An 18,294-nucleotide genomic window follows, 5' to 3' on the forward strand; every position below is an offset into this window, starting at 1 on the left:
CGTGCCAGTCCGGCCGCTTCGCCAGGCTTACTTGGTGACGAGCACGACCGGCGTTTCCACCACGCCCGACAGATCGGCCTGCTTCTTGTGATCCTTGAGCGCCTTGAGCGCCGTGTCGATGCCGAACACGGCCTGCTTGGCGGCGTACTGGTCGGCGGTGGCGAGCACGCGGCCGTCCTTGAGCATCGGCTTGATGGCGTCGATGTTGTCGTAGCCGACCACGTAGACCTTGCCCTGCTTGCCCGCCGCGCGCACGGCCGAGACGGCGCCGATCGCCATATTGTCATTGCCGCACAACAGCGCCTTCAGATCGGGATATTCGTTGAGCATGGCCGAAGCGACGGCGTTGCCCTTGTCGATTTCCCATTCGCCCGACTGGGTGGAGACGATCTTCGCGCCGAGCGCATCCATCGCATCCTTGAAGCCCGCCGTGCGCTGCTGCGCGTTGGTGGTGGTCGACACGCCTTCGACGATGCCAACCTGATCACCCGCCTTGAGCTTCTTCGCCAGATAGTCGCCGACGAGGCGCGCGCCCTTCTTGTTGTCCGGACCGACAAACGGCACGTTCAGGTTCTTCGACTTGAGCACATCCGGATCGAGTCGGTTGTCGATGTTGACGACGATGATGCCCGCGTCCACGGCCTTCTTCACGACCGGCACCAGCGCCTTGGAATCGGCGGGCGCGAGCACGATGGCATCCACCTTCGAGACGATCATCTGCTCGACGATCTGGATCTGCGCGGCCGTATCGGTCTCGTTCTTGATGCCGTTGGTGATGAGATCGAACTCACCGGAATTGTGCTTCTGGTAGTCCTTCGCGCCGTTCTCCATGGTGAGGAAGAACTCGTTGGCGAGCGACTTCATGACGAGGGCGACCTTGGGCTTGTGCCCGGCGGCCTGGGCGTGCGCCGAAAGCGGCAGCGCGGATACAGCGAGAAGTGCAGCGGCAGTGCAAAGAACGCGACGGCGAATGCGGGAGTTCATCTTTGGAGTCTCCGGTTGTCTGGCCCGGCTGGGCCGTATTTCTGTTTATGCGCAAACGTTTGCAGACGGCCCATTCTCCGGGGCCGCCGCGCGCGGTGTCAATCGGCCGCGCGGTGGTGCTGTGGTGCGGTGATGCACTCGCGGCTGCATCCCGAACCGCGTTGCGACGCAGCATGGGATGCGAGCCGTCAAACCGCAGAGACTATCAGAGCCAGCCGCCACGGCGGAACAGGATGTACAGCACGATGTCGATGACCGCCATCACGGCGAGGCAAACCTCGTAACCGTACTTGAAATGTAGCTCGGGAATGTGCTCGAAGTTCATCCCGTAGATACCCGCAATCATGGTCGGCACGGCGAACAAGGCGGCAAACGACCCCAGCCGCTTGGTCACCTCGTTTTCGGCCAGCGAGATCATGCCCAGATTGACCTGGATCGCCGTGACGATCATTTCGCGGCGCGCGTCGATCATGTTCGAGATGCGCACGAGGTGGTCGTACACGTCGCGATAGTACGCCTGCATGCCGAGGCACACCTGCGGGATGCGGCCGCCCACCAGCTTGCCCACCGCATCGACGAGCGGCGTGATGTGGTGTTGCAGGATCACGAGGCGGCGCTTGAGGGAGTACAGATCCTCGATGATCGCGCGCGACTGCGCGAGCGAGTGTTTCTCGAAGATGCGGTCTTCCAGCTCCTCGATCTCGGTGGAGAGCGCTTCGAGCACCGGCGCATAACGGTCGACCACGCTGTCCATCAGCGCGTACAGCACGAAGCCCGAGCCTTCCTTGAGCAGCTCCGGCTCGCGCTCGCAGCGTGCGCGCACGTCCTGGAAGCCCTGCTGGGCGCGATGGCGCACGGACAGCACGAAGTTCGGTCCGGCGAACACGTTGACCTGGCCGGTGACGATTTCGCCGTCGCCGTCGATTTCGATTGTGTGAAAGACCGCGAACAGCGTGTCGCCGTATTCCTCGATCTTGGGGCGCTGGTTGCCGTTCATCACGTCTTCGATGGCGAGCGCGTGCAGATCGAATTCTTCCTTCATCGCGGCCATTTCGCCCGCGTCCGGGTCCTTGAGCGCGACCCAGACGAAGCATTCGGGCTTTTGCAGATAGTCGCTGATGGCCTCGATCTGAATATCGGCCAGTTTCTTGCCGCCCTGATACGCGGCGCAATTGATGAGCATGTTCGGATTCTTCCCGGCGGCGCGCGGCGATGACGGCGCGCCGCCTGTCCTGAAGTTAAAACCTGAGTTGATACGGTGAGGCTTGAGGGTGATGCGGTGCCAAGTGTAAGCGTTGCATCGACCATCGCGCGCCGCGCCAGTTCCGCAAGGCGCCCAGCAAGCGCGATGCCGGGCCGCTCGGGGGTTGCTGCTGAAAGCAATGTGAAAGCCGGCGCGCTTCCGGCACGCCTGGCGCCCCAGCGGCTGTGGCCGGGGCTTGACCGGTCGTTACTGCGCGACCCGCCGGATGCCGATCCGATGATCCTTGTCGAACGTTACACTCGCGCGATTCGTGTAGCGCGGATCGACTACGAAGCGCAATTCGACCACCGGATCGAACTGCGTCGTCACACCGATGCGGTGGATGCCCGGCTTCAGGTAGAACGTGACATGCTCGCCGTCCATGACGTCCGTCACCTCTTCGCCGTCGATGTAGATGTGCGCGTCGCGGAATTTAACGATGACGTCGCGGATGCGCTCGCGCCGCACGTCCACGGCAACGAGGCCCTCACCCGGCTCGGTATAGCCCGGTTTGAGGATGCGGGTCTGCGGTACGGGCTTGAACGCCACGGGTGGCGCGCGTTCCTCGGCGCAACCGCCCAGCGCCAGCCCCAGCGCGACGCTCATTGCCACAAGGGGCGCGGTGCCCCACCAACGGCGACGCTTTTTACCTACGCACAACGGCATGGGCGCACTCCCCTTTTGTCTGCTCGGTCTGCCGGGCCGGCCTTTATCGACGTTTTGCCGCCGACCCGCGAGCGCCCATCATAACCGCACGCCAACCGCCTGCCACGCCGGGCGGCGCACATTGCGGGTAGCCGTTACGGGCGCGCCTTACAGGCATGGGCGCGGCGATGGTATATGCTCCAGCAACTGGCGCGCGATCGCGCCGCTTCATCCCGTCACTCCAGGGAGGTTGCAGACGATGTGGTACTTCACATGGATACTCGGCATCGGCGTTGCGCTCGGCTTCGGCATCATCAACGTGATGTGGCTGGAGGCCAACGGCAAGCTCCTCAATGGCGACGGCCGCACGCAGCCCCCTGAATAAACGTACGTGACTCGACTGGTTTTCTTCTGCGGACACGCCGGCACCGGCAAGACAACGCTGGCCAAACGGCTGATCGCCCCGCTTGCCCGCGCGACGGGCGAGCCGTTTTGTCTGCTCGACAAGGACACGCTCTACGGGAGAACCAGCGCCGCGACGCTCGCCGCGCTCGGTCAGGATCCGCACGACCGCGACAGTCCGCTCTTTCTCCACCATCTGCGCGACCCCGAATACCAGGGGCTGCTCGATACCGCGCGCGAAAATCTGGCGCTCGGCGTGAGCGTGCTGGCGATCGGGCCGCTGTCGCGCGAAGTGCGCGAGCGGCGCCTGCTGGATCGGGATTGGCTGGGTGTGGGCGAGGACGTGACGCTCGCCGCCGTCTGGGTGCGCGCCGCCGAAGAAACGGCCCAACAGCGCATCGTCGCACGCGCTCATCCTGGCGATGCGTGGAAACTCGCGCATTGGGATGAGTATCGCCAGCGGCGCTTTGAACCCGAAGGCGCGCAACTGGACGACCTGATCGTGTTCGATACGACCGCGCCCGCGCAAGCCGATTACGACGCCCTGCTACATCGGCTTGCCCAGGCTTCTTAAGCTACGCCACCGCGACCGGCGCGAGCGTATTGAACGTGTCGAGCGTCGCGCCTTCATAGACCTGCCCGAAGCGGTTTGCGAGGAACTCCGCCAACGAAACCTGTTCCTGGCGCACAAAGCCCGACTGCGGCAGACGCTTTTCGCGGAACAGGTCGAGCACCGCGCACATTGCGCCGGCCGTGGTGATCTGGATCGCGCTCATCGGCACGCCGCACACAGTCTTGGCGAAGATCTTGCGCGTGAACACTTCCTGCACGAGCTGCCCGTTGCGCATGCCCGTCACCGTCATGAAGATCAGCACAACGTCCTGTTCCGTGGCGGGAATCGCGCGGCGCATGATCGACTTGAGTACGTCGCGTTCATTGGACAGGCGCAGATCTTCGAGCAGGAACTGCATCAGCGCGCGATGGCCGGGATAGCGCACCGACTTGTAGTCGAGCGATTCGACGCGGCCCGACAGCGTCTCGCATAGCGTGCCCAGACCACCGGAGGTGTTGAATGCTTCGTACTCCACGCCATCGAGCGAAAAATGCTCCAGGCCTTCGAGCGGCTGGACCCATTGCGTGCGGCCGTCGCGAATCGCCTCGCAAGGCTGGCAGTATTCGTTGATGAGGCCGTCCACGCTCCAGGTGAGGTTGTACTTGAGCGCGTTGGTGGGGAACTGCGGCAGCGCGCCTACGCGCATCTTCACTTCGCGGATCTCGGTGAAACGGCTGGCCAGCGCATGAGCGGCCAGGCCGATGAAGCCCGGCGCCAGCCCGCATTGCGGCATGAACGCATGATCGGCGCCATCGGCGAGCGCGCGGATCGCATGAGTTGCGCGTACGTCTTCGGTCAGGTCGAAGTAGTGAACGCCCGCGCCCTTCGCCGCTGAAGCCACGTTGACCGCAAGGTAATACGGCAGCGCGTTGATGAGCACGTCGTAGCCTTCCAGCGCGCCGCGCAGCGCGGCGGCATCGGCGGAATCGACACGGACTGTGGGGATGCCCTGGGCGGCGAGTGCTTCGAGGGCGCGCGCGTCGCGGTCGAGCGCGGCCACTTCGTAGTCCCCGGTTTCGCGCAGCATGTGTGCAATGGTGTGGCCGATCAGGCCGGCGCCTGCGATAGCGACTTTCATCTTGCATCTCCTTTTTGGTGTTCTGTGGTCGGGGGCCATGCCGCGCCCGCTCCGCTACAGTCTAGGGAGGTGCAAAATCAGATCATAGGCACAAAATGATGCGCTTCGACGTGAGGTTTCGTCATTTAGACGAAGGTTTTGGTCGAAATGACGAAAACCTGTAAAAATCGTGTTAACGGCGATGAACCGGCTGCGGCTTTTCAGCCCGCTTTTCAGCTCTCTCCTCAGCCCATTACGGTGCCGCGATCGATCTTGCGCGCCAGCACGATCGAAGTGGTCGTGCGCTCGACGCCCTGCATGCCGCCAATCTGGTCGAGCAGTTCGTTCAGGCGCTCGGGCGAATCGGCGCGCAGCCAGGCCACATAGTCGTATTCGCCGCTCACCGCGCAGAGCAATTGCACCTCGGGCATCTTGCCCAGACGCTTTTGCACATCGGGACCATGACGCGGCGCGATGATGAGGCCGACCCACGCCTGCAGGCTCGCATCGAGCACGTCCTGCCCCAGCCGCACGCCATAGCCCGCGATCACCTGCGCGCGTTCGAGCCGCGCAATACGCGCGAGCACCGTAGTGCGCGCGACGCCTAACTGGCGCGCGAGATTCGCCACGCTTTCGCGGGCGTTTTCCTGCAGCAGCGCAACGAGGCTGCGGTCAAGGTCGTCGAGTTGGTCGAGGCGCGGCGGTCTCATCGGATGGACAACTCCTGGATACGAAAGCGTTGGCAATGCGTCGCGGATCGCGTTGAATTGCGTGGCGAAGATTCGCGCCATTATCGCCCGCGCATGCACGGTGGAGCGCGCTGCAAGGAGACGTGTTTCAGCTTATTTCTGAGCGTTTCGTTTGTAAGCAGTTGTCGCATCGCCGTCGTTTTGCCGCGATAACGTGGTACTAATATCGCCTGCAACCCGCCTGCAGCTTTGGGTTCTGGGCCGCTTGCTACGAAATAGCCACAAACTCGCTACGAAATGAAGATTCAAGGAGCAACAATGAAGAAAGCTTTCGTCATCCTTGCCGCCACGCTCACGATGAGCGCCGCCTTCGCGCAAGGCGCTGTCGCGCAGACCGCCGCTGCGTCCGCACCGGCCGTCGCAGCCGCATCGAGCGCCGACGTGCGCGCCGCGCAGCATCAGCAGCGCGTGGAAGAACGGATCACCTACCTGCATTCGGCGCTCAAGATCACCGCCGATCAGGAGCCGCAATGGAAGACGTTCGCCGACGTCATGCGCAGCAACGGCCAGACCATGGCCGATCTGTACAAGCAGCGCGTGGAAGGCGAAGCGCAACGTAACGCGCTCGACGACATGAAGCAGTACGCGCAGATCACCCAGGCGCACGCCGACGACATGCAGAAGCTCGTGTCGGCCTTCGAGCCGCTGTACACCAGCTTCTCGCCGGAACAGAAGAAGCTCGCCGATTCGACCTTCCGTCACCCGGATCACGGTCAGAAGGGCCCGGCAGGTCAAGGGCATCCGAAGCACAAGATGAAGCCGAAGGCCAAGGCGCCGGCAGCGGCAGCCAGCGGCGCGGATGCCGCAAGCGCGCCGGCAGCGCAATAAAGCTTCAGGGAAATCGCGCTGCGCTCGCGTAGCGCGCGATTTCAAGGTACGCTTGCGGACCGCACGACGGCCGGGCAGATTGCCCGGCCGTCGTGCTTTTTGTCGTGCCCATTTCTGCCGACTTGCATCGGCTAAAGTATCGGCTACAGTTTGAGCCTATATTTCAGGCAGTTTTTCCGAGGTCCGCTATTACCACCATGATCGAACTGACCCAACTCGACCTCGCCGCCGATTCCGCCGCCCAACGTGTGGTCAAGGACGAAATCGTTACCGTCGAATTCGCCGCCGCGCCGGGCGAACTGATGAGCCTTGAAGGCCCGAACCGCTACGCGAGCGGCGACGCCATCATCACGGGCGCCACGGGCGAGCGCTGGGTGGTTTCGCGCGAGCGCTTCGATCCGAAGTACCTGCCCGCCGACGCCGCGCTCGCGCACGGCGCGCCCGGCGCCTATCGCAACCGTCCGAGCGTCGTGCTTGCCAAACGTATGGACGAACCGTTCACGATCGTGCGCTCGGCCGGCGGCGACCGCCTGCACGGCGAAGCCGGCGACTGGGTGATGCAGTACGCGCCCGGTGATTACGGCGTGGTGAAGGCTACGCGTTTCGCGAAGGTGTACCGGCTGGCCGATTGAAGGTCCAGCCTGGCGGTGCGCACGCATGACGCGCCCGCCCTTCCCTCAAGCGTTTTTCAGGCGAACTCCTCGTCGAGATCGAGCGTGACCTCGCGCGGTGTTTCCTCGCCTTTCGCGTGCTGCTCTTCGAGCGAACCGATGGTGGCTTCCACATAAGCGTGCAGCACCGCGAAGCTGCGCGAGCGCATGCGTGCCGGCAAGGCGCGATAGCGCGCCAGCGCGGCGGGCGCGATGGCGACGGTGAGCGTCATGCGGCGTGCGGCGGTGCCCATGCGCATCGCCACCCAGTGCACGACCAGTTGCGGCGTGCCGTTTTCGGCGGCCTGCTCGGAAAAGCGTGTCTGCTCGGGGAACAGATCGGCGATCACGCGCGCAAGCTGCTCGATATCGGCGCTCGCGCATTCAAACAGATAGTCTTCCATCGCTCGGTAAGGTCCCAGGTAGTGTCGCGGGCGCCACTAAAGGCGGCAGTTTCAGGATAGCGCCGAAGCGTACCCGAGCCGCCGCCGCGACGCCAGTGCCATCGGGCGCATAAGGCGAGCAGATAACGTCAAGCCGCGCGCGCCTCGTTGCGGCGCGGCGCGCAGGTCTTGAACAGCACGACAGCGGCGACGATTGCGAGCGACACATAGAGCGCATCCACGGCGACAAGCGGCAACAGGCGCGCCTGGAACATCGCGGCGGGCACGTCGATCAGCGCATGCACGAGAATCGCAAGCGGCAGGATGGCTTTGCGGCCGGCCTGCACGCCGCGCCACATCAGCACCGACAGCGCGATCTGGAACACGAAGGCCGCCGTGCGTTCGAGCACAAACACCCCCGCATGCAGCGGCGAGAGCGTGGCGAGGACCAGATGCACGCGCAGCACCGAATCCATCGTGAGATTGCTCAGATGCTCGTCCAGCTCGCCGCGATTGGCGAGCACCGCAAAGAAAATCCACTGCAGTTGCACCAGTACGCCGACGAACCACGCTTCCGCGCCGCCGTGGCCGATGCCGTAGGCCAGACCCGTGCTGTCCTGCGGCGTATTGGCCAGACGCCCGCCGCGCCGCGCCAGCATGCGCATGGCGATATAGCGCCCGACTTCCTCGCACACGCCTGCCGCAAGCGCGCCATAGGCGACGAACGCGACCGGATTGGTCAGAAAATCGGCTGTCTGGGCGTTGTCGTGCAGCAGAAAACCATTGAGCGCGCGCTCGATGACGGTGGCGAACAGCGCGAAGACGGCGATCCCGGCGATGGTGTCGCGCCAGTCGAACAGGAAGGGCCGGCGCAACCGGCGATAGAGCGAAATCGGCAAAAAGGCGACGAAAAGCGTCGCGAGTGAAAGGCAAGCTAGCGAGATCGGTTCTACGTGCATGGGGTTCCTGAGGGTCCTCTAACGTCCGGCGAGCGCACAAAATCAGCCATTGCGCTCGCCGCAGCCCGCATCATCGCAGAAAATGGGCCGATCGCGCAGCGTCGGCCGCGCGCGGGCCCGGTCCCGATCCGGCTCGACCCAGCCGTTTAGCCCAGCGTCGAAGCCCGCACCACCAGCTCGCCGGGAAACGCCGCCGCGCGCGCGGCCGGCGCCGCGCCTTCAATGCGCTCGTGCAGGAACTCGACGGCGCGATAGCCGATCTCACGCGTCGGCTGGCGGATCGTGGTGATGCCGGCCAGCTCGGCCCATTCGGGGTCATCGATGGCGATCAGCGCGACCTGCTGCTGCCATTGCGCGCCGAGCTTCGCCCTGAGATGGAGCGCGAGGCGCAGCGCCACCGGCGCGTTCGCTGCGAACAGCGCGCAGCGTGCGCCGCGTTTTGCCGCATCGGCCAGATGAAGGTCGAGCGCCGCGAGCGAGGCTTCCACGCCCGCCTCCTCGCGCAGATCGAGCACATGCGTACTCTGCGCGGCCCGCGAGCCGTTGGTCGAAGCGCGAAACGCCGCTTCGCGCTCGCGCCGCGAACTCACCTGCTCGAACGGCTGCACCACGAATACGAGGTCGTCGTAGCCGCGCTCGAGCAGATGCTGCACGCCCTGACGCACCGCGGCCGCGTTGTCGAGCCCGACCATATCGGCGTCCAGACCATCGACGGTACGGTCCACCAGCACGGCGGGAATGCCGCCGCTGCCCACGGGCTTGAGCATCGACTCGCGCACGCCCAGCGCATTGACGATCACGCCTTCCACGCGATACGTCGTGAGCAGTTGCAGATAGCGCCGCTCCATATCGACTTCATTCGCGGCGTGGCAGATCAGCGGCATATAGCCAAGCGCGTGACAGGCCTCTTCCACGCCCTGCAAGACCTCGACGGAATACGGATTGGCCAGATCGGCGAGCAGCAGGCCGAGCAGCCGGTTGCGGCCGCGCTTGAGGCCGCGCGCCATCTGGTTGGGCCGGTAGTCGAGCCGCTCGATCGCCGCTTCGATACGCGCGCGCAGATCCGGCGAGAGCACTGACAGCTCGCCGTTCAGATAGCGCGAGATGCTGGTCTTGCCGGTGCCCGCCTCGCGCGCGACATCGCTGATGGTCGCGCGGCGCGCCGGGCCGGAAGCCGCCGCTGCGGCGTCCGCCGTGGTGTCGCGTGCGCTCGACTCGACCGTCATTGCGCCAGCACCTCGCGGTTGACGATGTTCGTACGCAGCGTGCCCGCAAGCGCCGCGACCAGATTTTCGGCGGCGTTGCGCGCCATCGCGTGACGCGTCTCGTGCGTGGCTGAGCCGATATGCGGCAGCGCCACCACGTTCGGCATGCGCAGCAGCGGCGAGGCCGGATCGATCGGCTCCTGCTCGAACACGTCCAGACCCGCGCCGTGGATCGTGCCCGCTTCGAGCGCGGCGATCAGCGCCTTTTCGTCGACGGTCGCGCCGCGCGAGGCGTTGATGAGGATCGCGCTCTTCTTCATTTTCGCGAATTGCTCCGCGCCGATCATGTGGCGCGTGGCGTCCGTGAGCGGCACCTGCAGGCACACGAAATCCGACACCGCGAGCAGTTCGTCGAGTTCGACGCGGCGTGCGCCGTACTCGCGCTCGGCGGTCTCGTTCGGGCTGCGGTTGGTGTAGAGCACGTTCATGTTAAAGCCGAGCGCCGCGCGCCGCGCGACCGCGCCGCCGATGCGGCCCAGCCCCACGATGCCCAGCGTCTTGCCCTGCACGTCCACGCCAAAATGTGCCGGGCCGATGCTCGCCTTCCACTGCCCCGCCTTCACCCAGTCGGCCAGTTCGACCACGCGGCGGGCGCTTGCGAGGATCAGCGAGAACACCGTGTCGGCGGTCGATTCGGTGAGCACGTCCGGCGTGTGCGCGAGCACGATGCCGCGCTGCGTGAGGTCAGGCACGTCGAACTGGTCGAAACCCACGGAAATGGTCGAGAGCGCCTTGATGCGCGTGCCGTCGAGCATCGCGGGCGTGATCTTGACGCTCGCGCCGATGGCGCCGTCGGCATCCTTGAGCGCGGCGCTCAAGGCCTGCGTGTCGCTGCCGTCGACGAACACGACTTCGGCATGCTCGCGCAGATAGTCGGCCACATCGGCGGGCAAGGTCTTGTAGGCAACGATTTTCTGCTTCATAGGTCCGCTGTTTCCGTTGGTTCCGATGGTTCGGTTTGGTTCGAGTGCGTTATTTTCCATGCGCCGGCGCGACGTAGCCAGGCGCGTCGTCGCGGCGCGGCTTGACGGCGAGCGTGAGACCCACCGACACCAGCAGCGCCGCGCTCATAAACGCGTAGGACGCCGCCGGCGAGCCGGTCGCGCCGTTCAGATAGCCAACCACATAGGAGCCGACGAACGAGCCGAGCGCGCCCATGCTATTGATGAGGGCCATCGCGCCACCGGACACGTTCTTCGGCAGCAGTTCCGGCACGATTGCGAAGAACGGGCCATACGGCGCGTACATCGCCGCGCCCGCGATCACCAGCAGCGCGTACGAGATCCAGAAGTGCGTCGCGCCCAGTGCGTAAGATCCCGCGAAGGCCATCGCGCCGATCAGCAGGAACGGCCACACGAAGGCGCGGCGGTTATTGAGCTTGTCCGAGGCCCACGAGGCGCCGAGCATCGCGATGGTAGCAGCCAGATAAGGCATTGCCGAGAGCCAGCCCGTTTCGACCATGCCAAGCGACGAACCGTTCTTCACAATCGACGGCAGCCACAGCACGAAGCCATACACGCCGATGCTCCAGCAGAAATATTGCGCGCACAACAGGATCACAGCGGGCGAGCGGAACGCTTCGGCGTAGTTTTTGACCGGCTTGATGGCGGCCTGTTCGGCGCGCATGGCGGCATCGAGCGCGCGTTTTTCGTCGTTCGAGAGCCACTGGACCTGCGCCGGTTTGTCGCGCACCAGCAGCCACCAGCACACGGCCCAGACCACCGCGGGCACGCCCTCGGCGATGAACATGTGGCGCCAGCCGTAGGCGTGCACCAGATAGCCCGAGACCACCGACATCCACAGCACCGTAACCGGATTGCCGAGGATCAGGAAGGTATTGGCGCGCGAGCGCTCGGTCTTGGTGAACCAGTTGCTGATGTAGATGAGCATCGCCGGCATTACCGCTGCTTCCACCACGCCTAGCACGAAGCGGATCACCATCAGCGAGGGGATGTTGGTGACGACGCCCGTGAGCGACGCGCAGCCGCCCCACAGCAGGAGGCTCACGAACACCAGCTTGCGCACGCTGCGGCGCTCGGCATAAACGGCGCCGGGCAACTGGAAGAAGAAGTAGCCGAGGAAGAACAGCGCGCCGATGAGCGAAGACAGCGCGGGACTGATGCCCAGATCGCGGTTAATGCCGGCCGCCGAGGCGAAACCGTAGTTCGCGCGGTCGAGATAGGCGAGGCTGTACGTGATGAACACGATCGGCATGATCGCCCACCAGCGGCGTGGGGCAAGCGAGGTTGAGGTCATCGGTGTCTCCTGTCGGCGGCACGTCTGGCTTGCGGGCCTCGTGCCGTTCCTTGCTGAATGGGGGGCGCTGTGTGGCTGCCGGGGCGGGACCGTGGCGTAATCAGGCGGCCTGCGCCGGGCTGACGTCGTGCGCTTCGAGCGCGTCGAGCTGCGCGCGCGTGGGCAGCCCTTCCGAATCGCCGATCACCTGCACGGCGAGTGCGCCGATACGGTTGCCGCGCGCCACGGCCTGTGCGAGCGGGCGTCCTTCGAGCAGCGCGCTGACCACGCCCACCGCGAAGCCATCGCCTGCGCCGACCGTGTCGACCACGTTGTCCACGCGCTGCGCCTGGATGTGGCCGCGCTCGCCCGTGTTCGTCTCGAAGTACGCGCCCTCGGCGCCCAGTTTCACGATCACGCCGCGCGCGCCGCGCTCCAGATAGAAACGCGCGATCAGTTCGGGATCGTCGGAGCCCGTGAGGATGCGGCCTTCGTTGACGCCGGGCAGCACCCAGTCGGCGAAGCGCGCGAGTTCGTTGAGCGTGGCGACCATTTCGGCTTCGGAGCCCCAGAGCGTCGGGCGCAGGTTCGGATCGAAGCTGATCGTGCGGCCCGCTTCGCGCATCTCGCGCGCGAGCATGAAGGCGAGTTCGCGCGAAGTCGCCGAGATCGCGGGCGCCACGCCGCTCAAGTGCAGATGACGCGCGCCGAGCACGTAGCCGCGCTTGTAATCGCTGATCGACAGATGGCTGGCCGCCGAGCCGCGCCGGAAGTATTCGACGGCGGGATCGCTGCCGTCGTCGGTTTTCGATTTGAGCTGGAAGCCGGTGGGATAGCGCTCATCGGTTTCGACGCACTGCGCGTCGATGCCTTCCTGCGCAAGCACGCCGCGCACGAAGCGCCCGAACGAATCGTCGCCGACGCGGCTCATCCAGCCCACCTTGAAGCCCAGGCGCGCGAGGCCCGTCGCCACGTTCAGCTCCGCGCCCGCCGCGCGCTTCGTGAAGTGCGCGACATCGTGGAGCGCGCCGGTATCGGCGGCCACGAACATCGCCATGGCCTCGCCATAAGTGATGACATCGAGTGAGTGCGTCATGGAATGCGTTCCTGCAAAAAGTGAATTCGGAGCGTCGTGCGGGCTCAAGCCGAGGCGAGCCACGCCACGTAGCGTGCAGCGTCTTCTTCGACGCGCTGTTCGTCGAACGGAAACTCAATGCCGCGCGGCACGTTCGACGGCAGGCGCGCGAGCGCGGCGCGGCACAACGGATCGTCGGCGGCGGGCGCGCAGGCGAAGCGCCGCGCGCCCTCGCCTGTGACCGCCTTGCAGTGGATGTATTCGACGTTGGGCGCGAGTGCGACGGCGGCCATCAGGGGTGCTTCGCCCGTCCACTGCCAGTTGCCGATGTCGAACGTCATGCCGATCAGCTTTTCCTCGCCGGCCGCGCGCAACGCCCGGAATAGCGCCGTGAACTGCGCGAGCTTGCCGCCCTGATCGAGCTGGCCGTTCTCGACCACCACGCGCGGTGCGCTGGCATCGTCGCGGCCTTTCAAGCCGAGTTCTTCCAGAATCGCCGCGAGCCGCGCCACATGCGCCTCGCCCGCGAAGCCGCCGAGCTGAAACTTAACGAAGCGCGCGCCCAGCGCCCGACCGCATTCGACGGCGTGACGCAGTCCGGCTTCGTTGAGCGCGCCGTCGTCGGCGTAGAGCGTGTCGGGCGTCGACCACACGGGCCATAGGCCCGAAGCCGCAAGCGCTGTGCCGAGCGCGCGCAGCGCGTCGGGTTGCGCGTCGGCGTCGTGCATCAGTTCGCGTCGCACCTCGAAGGCGCAGGCGCCCGCGCGCTTTGTCGCGCAGAACCAGGCCGCATGGCCATCACGCCAGATCGATCCAGCGCCGAACGCGCTCGCCACGATTACTACTTCCGCTACTTCCGCCATCGTCGTCTTCCTGTTGCTGCCGGTTCGCCTGAAATTGCTTGGAACCGGTTCCAAATCACGCTCGAAAAAAAGCGCCTAAGCGCTTGAGCCGATCCGTTGGATTGATTGGCGGGATGTTGCGCCGACCGCTCAGCCGGCGCCATTGTGGAAATCCCCTAATTTATGGCGGGAACCTTGTGCCGCCCACTGAGTTCTCCACGGCGCCGCCGTTCTCGCCCGGCGCGTCGAGCAAACAGAGTTCGAGAAAGCGCTGGGCCACGCGAGACGCCGCGCCCGCATGCGGCACGACGATCGAAAAGCGCCGCGCAAGCGGTTCCGGGCCGAGGCGGATCTGCACCAGCGCGCCGTCCTCGTGGCGCATCGACATCGCCGACACAAAGCCGATCCCCATGCCCGCGCGCACCGCTTCCTTGACGCCCTCCACGCCCGCGATCTCCAGCGCGACGCGCATCGGCACCGCCGCGCGCGCGAAGGCGCGCTCGACCACCTGGCGCACGCCCGAGCCGTCTTCACGCAGCACCAGCGGCAGATTGCCGAAGGCCGCGAGATCGCAGCGCTCGTGCGTCGCGGCTGCGAGCGCATGGCCGCGCGGCGCGATCGCGACGATTTCGTCCTCGTGCCAGGGATGCACGGCGCAATCGGCGGGCAGTTGGGAGCCCACCGGCCCTTCGACCAGCGCGATATCCAGCTCGCCGAGCATCGCCACCACGTCAGCGGTATTGCCGCTGGCGGTCTCCAGCGTCACGTCCGGATAGCGCCGATGAAACGCCGCGACCAGATACGGCAGCCGGTAGCTCGCGGGCGTCGTACTCGCGCCGATGCGCAGCGTGCCGCGCTCCAGCCCGCGCAGCGCGTCGCGAAACGCCAGCGCGTCGCGCCAGTTTTCGCGCAGGCGCGCCGCGTAGGCCGCGAGCTGCTCGCCGGTGGGTGTGAGGCGCACACCGCGCCCATCGCGCAGATAGAGCGGCTCGCCGAATTCCTCCTGCAATAGCCGAAGCTGCCCGGACACGGCGGGCTGGGACAGATGCAGCGAAAGCGCCGCGCGGCTGATGTTGCGGTGCTCCGCGACGGCAGCGAAAGTTATCAGTTGTTCCGGGGTCATCGCGTTGAATTATCGGGTTGACCTATAGTTTACTTCGCAAATGACGATTTTTCATATCGTTATATGTAATTTAGGATTAGCGCATTCGTAGCCCGCATAGAACATCAAGGGAAACCTGCTGCCATGTCCACTCCGTCGTCCACTCTTGCGCACCCGTCGCTCTCGACACGCGGCCAGATCAACGGCGTGCTGTTCGTCGCGCTGTTCGCCTTCGCCGTGACGCGCCTCGCAGCGCTGCCCGCCATCGCCAATCTGGGCCTGAGCCCGCTGATCGTCGGCATCGTCGCCGGGGCGATTTACGGCAATCTGCTGCCCGACACCATGCCGCAGAGCTGGGCGGCCGGCGTCAACTTCTCGGCGCGCAAGCTGCTGCGCATCGCCGTGGCGTTCTTCGGGCTGCGCGTGAGCCTGCAGGAAATCGCCCAGGTGGGCCTGCCGGGGCTCGTCGAATCGGTGGCGATCGTGGTGAGCACGCTGGTGATTGGCACCTGGGCGGGCATGAAGATCATGAAACTCGACCGCGACACGGCGATCCTCACGGCCGCCGGTAGCGCGATTTGCGGCGCGGCGGCGGTGCTCGCCTTCGAATCGCCGCTGCAGTCCAAGCCGCACAAGAGCGCGATGGCGGTGGGCAGCGTGGTGCTGTTTGGCACGCTGTCGATGTTCCTCTATCCGCTGCTCTATCGTGCAGGCTGGCTGCATCTGGATACCGTCGGCGCGGGCCTGTTCTTCGGTGGCACGATTCACGAAGTCGCGCAGGTAGTGGGCGCGGCCAGCAATGTGAGCCCGGATGCCCTGCATATCGCCACCATCGTCAAGATGACGCGTGTGATGCTGCTGGTGCCGGTGTTGCTGGTGCTGGGCGTGTGGCTCAATCGCTCGGCACGCGGCGCGGATGGTGCAAAGAGCGGCGCACGCAAGCTCGCGGTGCCCTGGTTCGCGCTCGGTTTCCTCGCGCTGGTGGTGGTGAACTCGCTGCATGTGCTGCCCGAAGCGACCACCTCGACGCTGAACCTGCTCGACACTTTCGCGCTGACCATGGCCATGACGGCACTCGGCATTGAAACGCGCGTCTCGCAGATCCGCCAGGCCGGTCCGCGTGCGCTGACCACGGGTTTCATCCTCTACGTGTGGCTGGTGCTGGGTGGCCTTGCGATTACCTGGGGCGTGGAGCGACTGTTCGGTTGATGAGAGGAAAAGCTACAGGGCACAGCCTGAGAGACCGCGCACCGGCTTGTCCGGTCGCTTGCCCCGCCTTCGGCGGGGCTTTTTGCGTTTGTAGCCCAGCCTGTGCGCGAACGCTTGCGCGCTTGATTCCGGACAAGCCACGCAGCGCCCAGGCGCGACGGTTGCGGCCCATACTGTTCGATCCGACGAAGGGGACGAGCAATGGCATACGAACTGTATTACTGGGACGGTTTGCAGGGCCGCGGCGAATTCGTGCGGCTCGCGCTGGAGGAAGCCGGTGCGCCCTATGTGGACGTGGCACGCGGCGAGAAAGAGGATGGCCAGGGCATCGGCGCGCTGATGGCGGGACTGGAGAGCGACGCGCCGTATCCGCCCTACGCGCCGCCCTTTCTCAAGGATGGCGAACTGATCGTGCCGCACGTGGCCAACATCCTGTTCTACCTGGGCCCGAAGCTCAAACTCGCGCCACGCGACGAGGGCTTGCGCATCGTCGCCAATGGCCTGCAACTGACGATCGCGGACCTTGTCACCGAGGTGCACGACACCCATCATCCGATCGCCAGCGACCTCTACTACGAGGACCAGAAGGACGAAGCGAAGGCGCGCGCGAAGGACTTCATCCAGCATCGCATGCCGAAGTTCATGAGCTACTTCGAGCGCGTGCTCGCGCAGAATCCGGACGGCCCGCAGCATCTGGTCGGCAAGACGCTCAGCTATGTCGATCTGTCGATGTTCCAGGTCGTCGAAGGCTTGCGCTACGCGTTCCCGAAGGCGACGAAGCATCTCGCCGATCACTATCCGCATGTGATCGCGCTGCACGACGCCGTGGCCGCGCGGCCCAATATCGCCGCTTATGTGCAGTCCGAACGACGCCTGCCGTTCAACGAAACCGGCATCTTCCGTCACTATCCGGAACTCGATCGCGCGGTGCGCTGAATGCGGCGAGCGCTCGCCTTCACGCATCTCCATGCGGTCTGATTCAGGCGGCCGCCGCGTGGCGCGCCGCTGCTTTTCGTACGTTTAGTTTTTCCCTTTCAACCCGCCAACCTGCCCGCCTGCCGTGCTGTCATTCCTGCTGAAACTGCGCACCCGCGCCCGCGACCTCTTTCGCCTCTCCGACGCCCACACGATGCTGATCTGGTCGGTCATCGTCGGCGTGGCCGGGGCCTTTGCGACCGTCCTCTTCCGCGAAGGCATCGCCCATCTGCAGATCCTCTTCACCGGCAGCGAAGGCAGTTTCGTCGAGATGGCGCGCCGTCTGCCCTGGCACACGCGCATCTGGTTGCCGGCTGCGGGCGGCTTTATCGGCGGCTGTCTGCTGCTGATGGCCAAACGCAACGCGCCGGCCGCGAACAACAAGCCAGGCAACAAGCCGATCCACACCGACTACGTGGAAGCCGTGGCGATCGGCGACGGCGTGATGCCGGTCGGCACGAGCCTGTGGCGCAGTGCGTCGTCGCTGTTCACGATCGCCAGCGGCGGCTCGATCGGCCGCGAAGGGCCGATGGTGCAGCTCGCCGCGCTTGCGGCCTCGCTGATCGGGCGCTGGGTCCACTTTGATCCGCAACGGCTGCGCCTGCTGGTCGCCTGCGGTGCGGCGGCCGGTATCACTTCGGCCTATAACGCGCCAATCGCGGGCGCCTTCTTCGTGACCGAAATCGTGCTGGGCGCCATCGTCATGGAGAGCTTCGGGCCGATCGTGGTGGCTTCCGTGGTCGCCAACATCACGATGCGCGAGTTCGCGGGATACAAGCCGCCTTATGAGATGCCGGTGTTTCCGCCCGTCACGGGCGTCGAGGTGTTGCTGTTCGTCGCGCTCGGCATTTTGTGCGGCGTCCTTGCCCCGCGCTTTCTCGCCTTGCTCGACGTGACGAAGGCCGGCTTCGGGCGTCTGAAGCTGCCGCTGCCGGCCAAGCTCGCGCTCGGCGGTCTGGTGTGCGGCGTGCTGTCGGTATGGACGCCCGAGGTCTGGGGCAACGGCTACAGCGTCGTGAACTCGATCCTGCATTCGCCGTGGACGTGGACGGCGCTCGCCACGGTGCTGGTCTTCAAG

20 protein-coding genes are annotated in these 18,294 nt (G+C 65.4%); 7 read left to right on the forward strand and 13 right to left on the reverse strand.

All coding sequences use genetic code 11. The annotated features are described in order from the left end of the window. Positions 1-27: 27 nt before the first annotated feature. From VG320_RS25875 to VG320_RS25885, 3 genes are all read right to left on the reverse strand, one after another. The gene (locus VG320_RS25875; protein ID WP_327202914.1) at positions 28-984 is read right to left on the reverse strand and encodes a sugar ABC transporter substrate-binding protein; all 957 of its coding nucleotides are present in this window, start codon (positions 982-984) and stop codon (positions 28-30) included. A 205-nt stretch (positions 985-1,189) separates the two neighbouring features. Continuing rightward, positions 1,190-2,167, reverse strand: a complete 978-nt coding sequence (gene corA / locus VG320_RS25880) for a magnesium/cobalt transporter CorA (RefSeq protein WP_327202915.1) — start codon at positions 2,165-2,167, stop codon at positions 1,190-1,192. A gap of 267 nt (positions 2,168-2,434) precedes the next feature. Then, the gene (locus VG320_RS25885) at positions 2,435-2,893 is read right to left on the reverse strand and encodes a hypothetical protein (RefSeq protein WP_327202916.1); all 459 of its coding nucleotides are present in this window, start codon (positions 2,891-2,893) and stop codon (positions 2,435-2,437) included. A 238-nt stretch (positions 2,894-3,131) separates the two neighbouring features. Between VG320_RS25885 and cydX the strand changes: the two genes are divergently transcribed. Continuing rightward, positions 3,132-3,257, forward strand: a complete 126-nt coding sequence (gene cydX, locus VG320_RS25890; RefSeq protein WP_327202917.1) for a cytochrome bd-I oxidase subunit CydX — start codon at positions 3,132-3,134, stop codon at positions 3,255-3,257. Positions 3,258-3,263: 6 nt separating this feature from the next. Continuing rightward, complete coding sequence (locus VG320_RS25895; RefSeq protein WP_327202918.1) at positions 3,264-3,848, forward strand: ATP-binding protein; 585 nt, start codon at positions 3,264-3,266, stop codon at positions 3,846-3,848. Position 3,849: 1 nt separating this feature from the next. Here the strand turns inward: VG320_RS25895 and VG320_RS25900 are convergent, their stop codons facing one another. Together VG320_RS25900 and VG320_RS25905 are read right to left on the reverse strand one after the other, a co-directional pair. Continuing rightward, entirely contained in the window at positions 3,850-4,965 is a 1,116-nt protein-coding gene (locus tag VG320_RS25900) for a saccharopine dehydrogenase C-terminal domain-containing protein (RefSeq protein WP_327202919.1), read from the reverse strand. A gap of 224 nt (positions 4,966-5,189) precedes the next feature. Then, positions 5,190-5,654 carry an Lrp/AsnC family transcriptional regulator gene (locus VG320_RS25905; RefSeq protein WP_327202920.1) on the reverse strand — a complete coding sequence of 155 codons (465 nt, stop codon included), beginning with the start codon at positions 5,652-5,654 and terminating at the stop codon, positions 5,190-5,192. A gap of 297 nt (positions 5,655-5,951) precedes the next feature. Here VG320_RS25905 and VG320_RS25910 point away from each other — a divergent pair, with 297 nt between their 5' ends. Together VG320_RS25910 and VG320_RS25915 are read left to right on the forward strand one after the other, a co-directional pair. Continuing rightward, positions 5,952-6,521, forward strand: coding sequence for a Spy/CpxP family protein refolding chaperone (locus VG320_RS25910; RefSeq protein WP_327202921.1), 570 nt, complete (start codon positions 5,952-5,954; stop codon positions 6,519-6,521). 197 nt (positions 6,522-6,718) lie between these two features. After that, complete coding sequence (locus tag VG320_RS25915) at positions 6,719-7,153, forward strand: PGDYG domain-containing protein (protein WP_327202922.1); 435 nt, start codon at positions 6,719-6,721, stop codon at positions 7,151-7,153. A gap of 56 nt (positions 7,154-7,209) precedes the next feature. Here the strand turns inward: VG320_RS25915 and VG320_RS25920 are convergent, their stop codons facing one another. From VG320_RS25920 to VG320_RS25955, 8 genes are all read right to left on the reverse strand, one after another. Further along, entirely contained in the window at positions 7,210-7,575 is a 366-nt protein-coding gene (locus VG320_RS25920) for a DUF3022 domain-containing protein (RefSeq protein ID WP_327202923.1), read from the reverse strand. 128 nt (positions 7,576-7,703) lie between these two features. Then, positions 7,704-8,513: a YhfC family intramembrane metalloprotease gene (locus tag VG320_RS25925; RefSeq protein ID WP_327202924.1), complete on the reverse strand. Its 810-nt coding sequence runs from the start codon at positions 8,511-8,513 to the stop codon at positions 7,704-7,706. A 146-nt stretch (positions 8,514-8,659) separates the two neighbouring features. After that, positions 8,660-9,739, reverse strand: coding sequence for a substrate-binding domain-containing protein (locus VG320_RS25930; RefSeq protein WP_327202925.1), 1,080 nt, complete (start codon positions 9,737-9,739; stop codon positions 8,660-8,662). After that, positions 9,736-10,701 (reverse strand): D-glycerate dehydrogenase, encoded by a 966-nt coding sequence (locus VG320_RS25935; RefSeq protein ID WP_327202926.1) that lies wholly within the window; start codon positions 10,699-10,701, stop codon positions 9,736-9,738. Before VG320_RS25935 ends, VG320_RS25930 begins: the two co-directional genes overlap by 4 nt. 49 nt (positions 10,702-10,750) lie before the next feature. Further along, a complete protein-coding gene (locus VG320_RS25940; protein WP_327202927.1) occupies positions 10,751-12,034 on the reverse strand; it encodes an MFS transporter in 1,284 nt (427 codons plus the stop codon). A 100-nt stretch (positions 12,035-12,134) separates the two neighbouring features. After that, a complete protein-coding gene (locus VG320_RS25945; protein WP_327202928.1) occupies positions 12,135-13,109 on the reverse strand; it encodes a sugar kinase in 975 nt (324 codons plus the stop codon). Positions 13,110-13,153: 44 nt separating this feature from the next. After that, positions 13,154-13,951, reverse strand: a complete 798-nt coding sequence (locus tag VG320_RS25950; RefSeq protein WP_327202929.1) for a TIM barrel protein — start codon at positions 13,949-13,951, stop codon at positions 13,154-13,156. A gap of 160 nt (positions 13,952-14,111) precedes the next feature. Further along, positions 14,112-15,053, reverse strand: a complete 942-nt coding sequence (locus VG320_RS25955) for a LysR family transcriptional regulator (RefSeq protein WP_327202930.1) — start codon at positions 15,051-15,053, stop codon at positions 14,112-14,114. A 123-nt stretch (positions 15,054-15,176) separates the two neighbouring features. On the opposite strand from VG320_RS25955, the gene VG320_RS25960 reads away from it, so the two are divergent. The 3 genes from VG320_RS25960 to VG320_RS25970 form a co-directional block, all read left to right on the forward strand. Continuing rightward, positions 15,177-16,241 carry a YeiH family protein gene (locus VG320_RS25960; RefSeq protein WP_327202931.1) on the forward strand — a complete coding sequence of 355 codons (1,065 nt, stop codon included), beginning with the start codon at positions 15,177-15,179 and terminating at the stop codon, positions 16,239-16,241. 201 nt (positions 16,242-16,442) lie between these two features. Next, positions 16,443-17,177, forward strand: a complete 735-nt coding sequence (locus VG320_RS25965; RefSeq protein ID WP_327202932.1) for a glutathione S-transferase — start codon at positions 16,443-16,445, stop codon at positions 17,175-17,177. Between the two features lie 124 nt (positions 17,178-17,301). Further along, positions 17,302-18,294: ClcB-like voltage-gated chloride channel protein (locus VG320_RS25970; protein ID WP_327202933.1), on the forward strand; the 993-nt coding region annotated here is incomplete at its 3' end.

Origin of the sequence: Paraburkholderia sp. (assembly GCF_035948235.1) — a bacterium.
GTDB lineage: Bacteria > Pseudomonadota > Gammaproteobacteria > Burkholderiales > Burkholderiaceae > Paraburkholderia.

Coding starts and splice junctions, on each gene's coding strand:
- VG320_RS25925 (WP_327202924.1), bottom strand. CDS start 8,513: ATGCACGTAGAACCGATCTCGCTAGCTTGCCTTTCACTCGCGACGCTT.
- corA (WP_327202915.1), bottom strand. CDS start 2,167: ATGCTCATCAATTGCGCCGCGTATCAGGGCGGCAAGAAACTGGCCGAT.
- VG320_RS25905 (WP_327202920.1), bottom strand. CDS start 5,654: ATGAGACCGCCGCGCCTCGACCAACTCGACGACCTTGACCGCAGCCTC.
- VG320_RS25940 (WP_327202927.1), bottom strand. CDS start 12,034: ATGACCTCAACCTCGCTTGCCCCACGCCGCTGGTGGGCGATCATGCCG.
- VG320_RS25920 (WP_327202923.1), bottom strand. CDS start 7,575: ATGGAAGACTATCTGTTTGAATGCGCGAGCGCCGATATCGAGCAGCTT.
- VG320_RS25950 (WP_327202929.1), bottom strand. CDS start 13,951: ATGGCGGAAGTAGCGGAAGTAGTAATCGTGGCGAGCGCGTTCGGCGCT.
- VG320_RS25960 (WP_327202931.1), top strand. CDS start 15,177: ATGTCCACTCCGTCGTCCACTCTTGCGCACCCGTCGCTCTCGACACGC.
- VG320_RS25885 (WP_327202916.1), bottom strand. CDS start 2,893: ATGCCGTTGTGCGTAGGTAAAAAGCGTCGCCGTTGGTGGGGCACCGCG.
- VG320_RS25915 (WP_327202922.1), top strand. CDS start 6,719: ATGATCGAACTGACCCAACTCGACCTCGCCGCCGATTCCGCCGCCCAA.
- VG320_RS25875 (WP_327202914.1), bottom strand. CDS start 984: ATGAACTCCCGCATTCGCCGTCGCGTTCTTTGCACTGCCGCTGCACTT.
- VG320_RS25965 (WP_327202932.1), top strand. CDS start 16,443: ATGGCATACGAACTGTATTACTGGGACGGTTTGCAGGGCCGCGGCGAA.
- VG320_RS25930 (WP_327202925.1), bottom strand. CDS start 9,739: ATGACGGTCGAGTCGAGCGCACGCGACACCACGGCGGACGCCGCAGCG.
- VG320_RS25955 (WP_327202930.1), bottom strand. CDS start 15,053: ATGACCCCGGAACAACTGATAACTTTCGCTGCCGTCGCGGAGCACCGC.
- cydX (WP_327202917.1), top strand. CDS start 3,132: ATGTGGTACTTCACATGGATACTCGGCATCGGCGTTGCGCTCGGCTTC.
- VG320_RS25910 (WP_327202921.1), top strand. CDS start 5,952: ATGAAGAAAGCTTTCGTCATCCTTGCCGCCACGCTCACGATGAGCGCC.
- VG320_RS25935 (WP_327202926.1), bottom strand. CDS start 10,701: ATGAAGCAGAAAATCGTTGCCTACAAGACCTTGCCCGCCGATGTGGCC.
- VG320_RS25900 (WP_327202919.1), bottom strand. CDS start 4,965: ATGAAAGTCGCTATCGCAGGCGCCGGCCTGATCGGCCACACCATTGCA.
- VG320_RS25945 (WP_327202928.1), bottom strand. CDS start 13,109: ATGACGCACTCACTCGATGTCATCACTTATGGCGAGGCCATGGCGATG.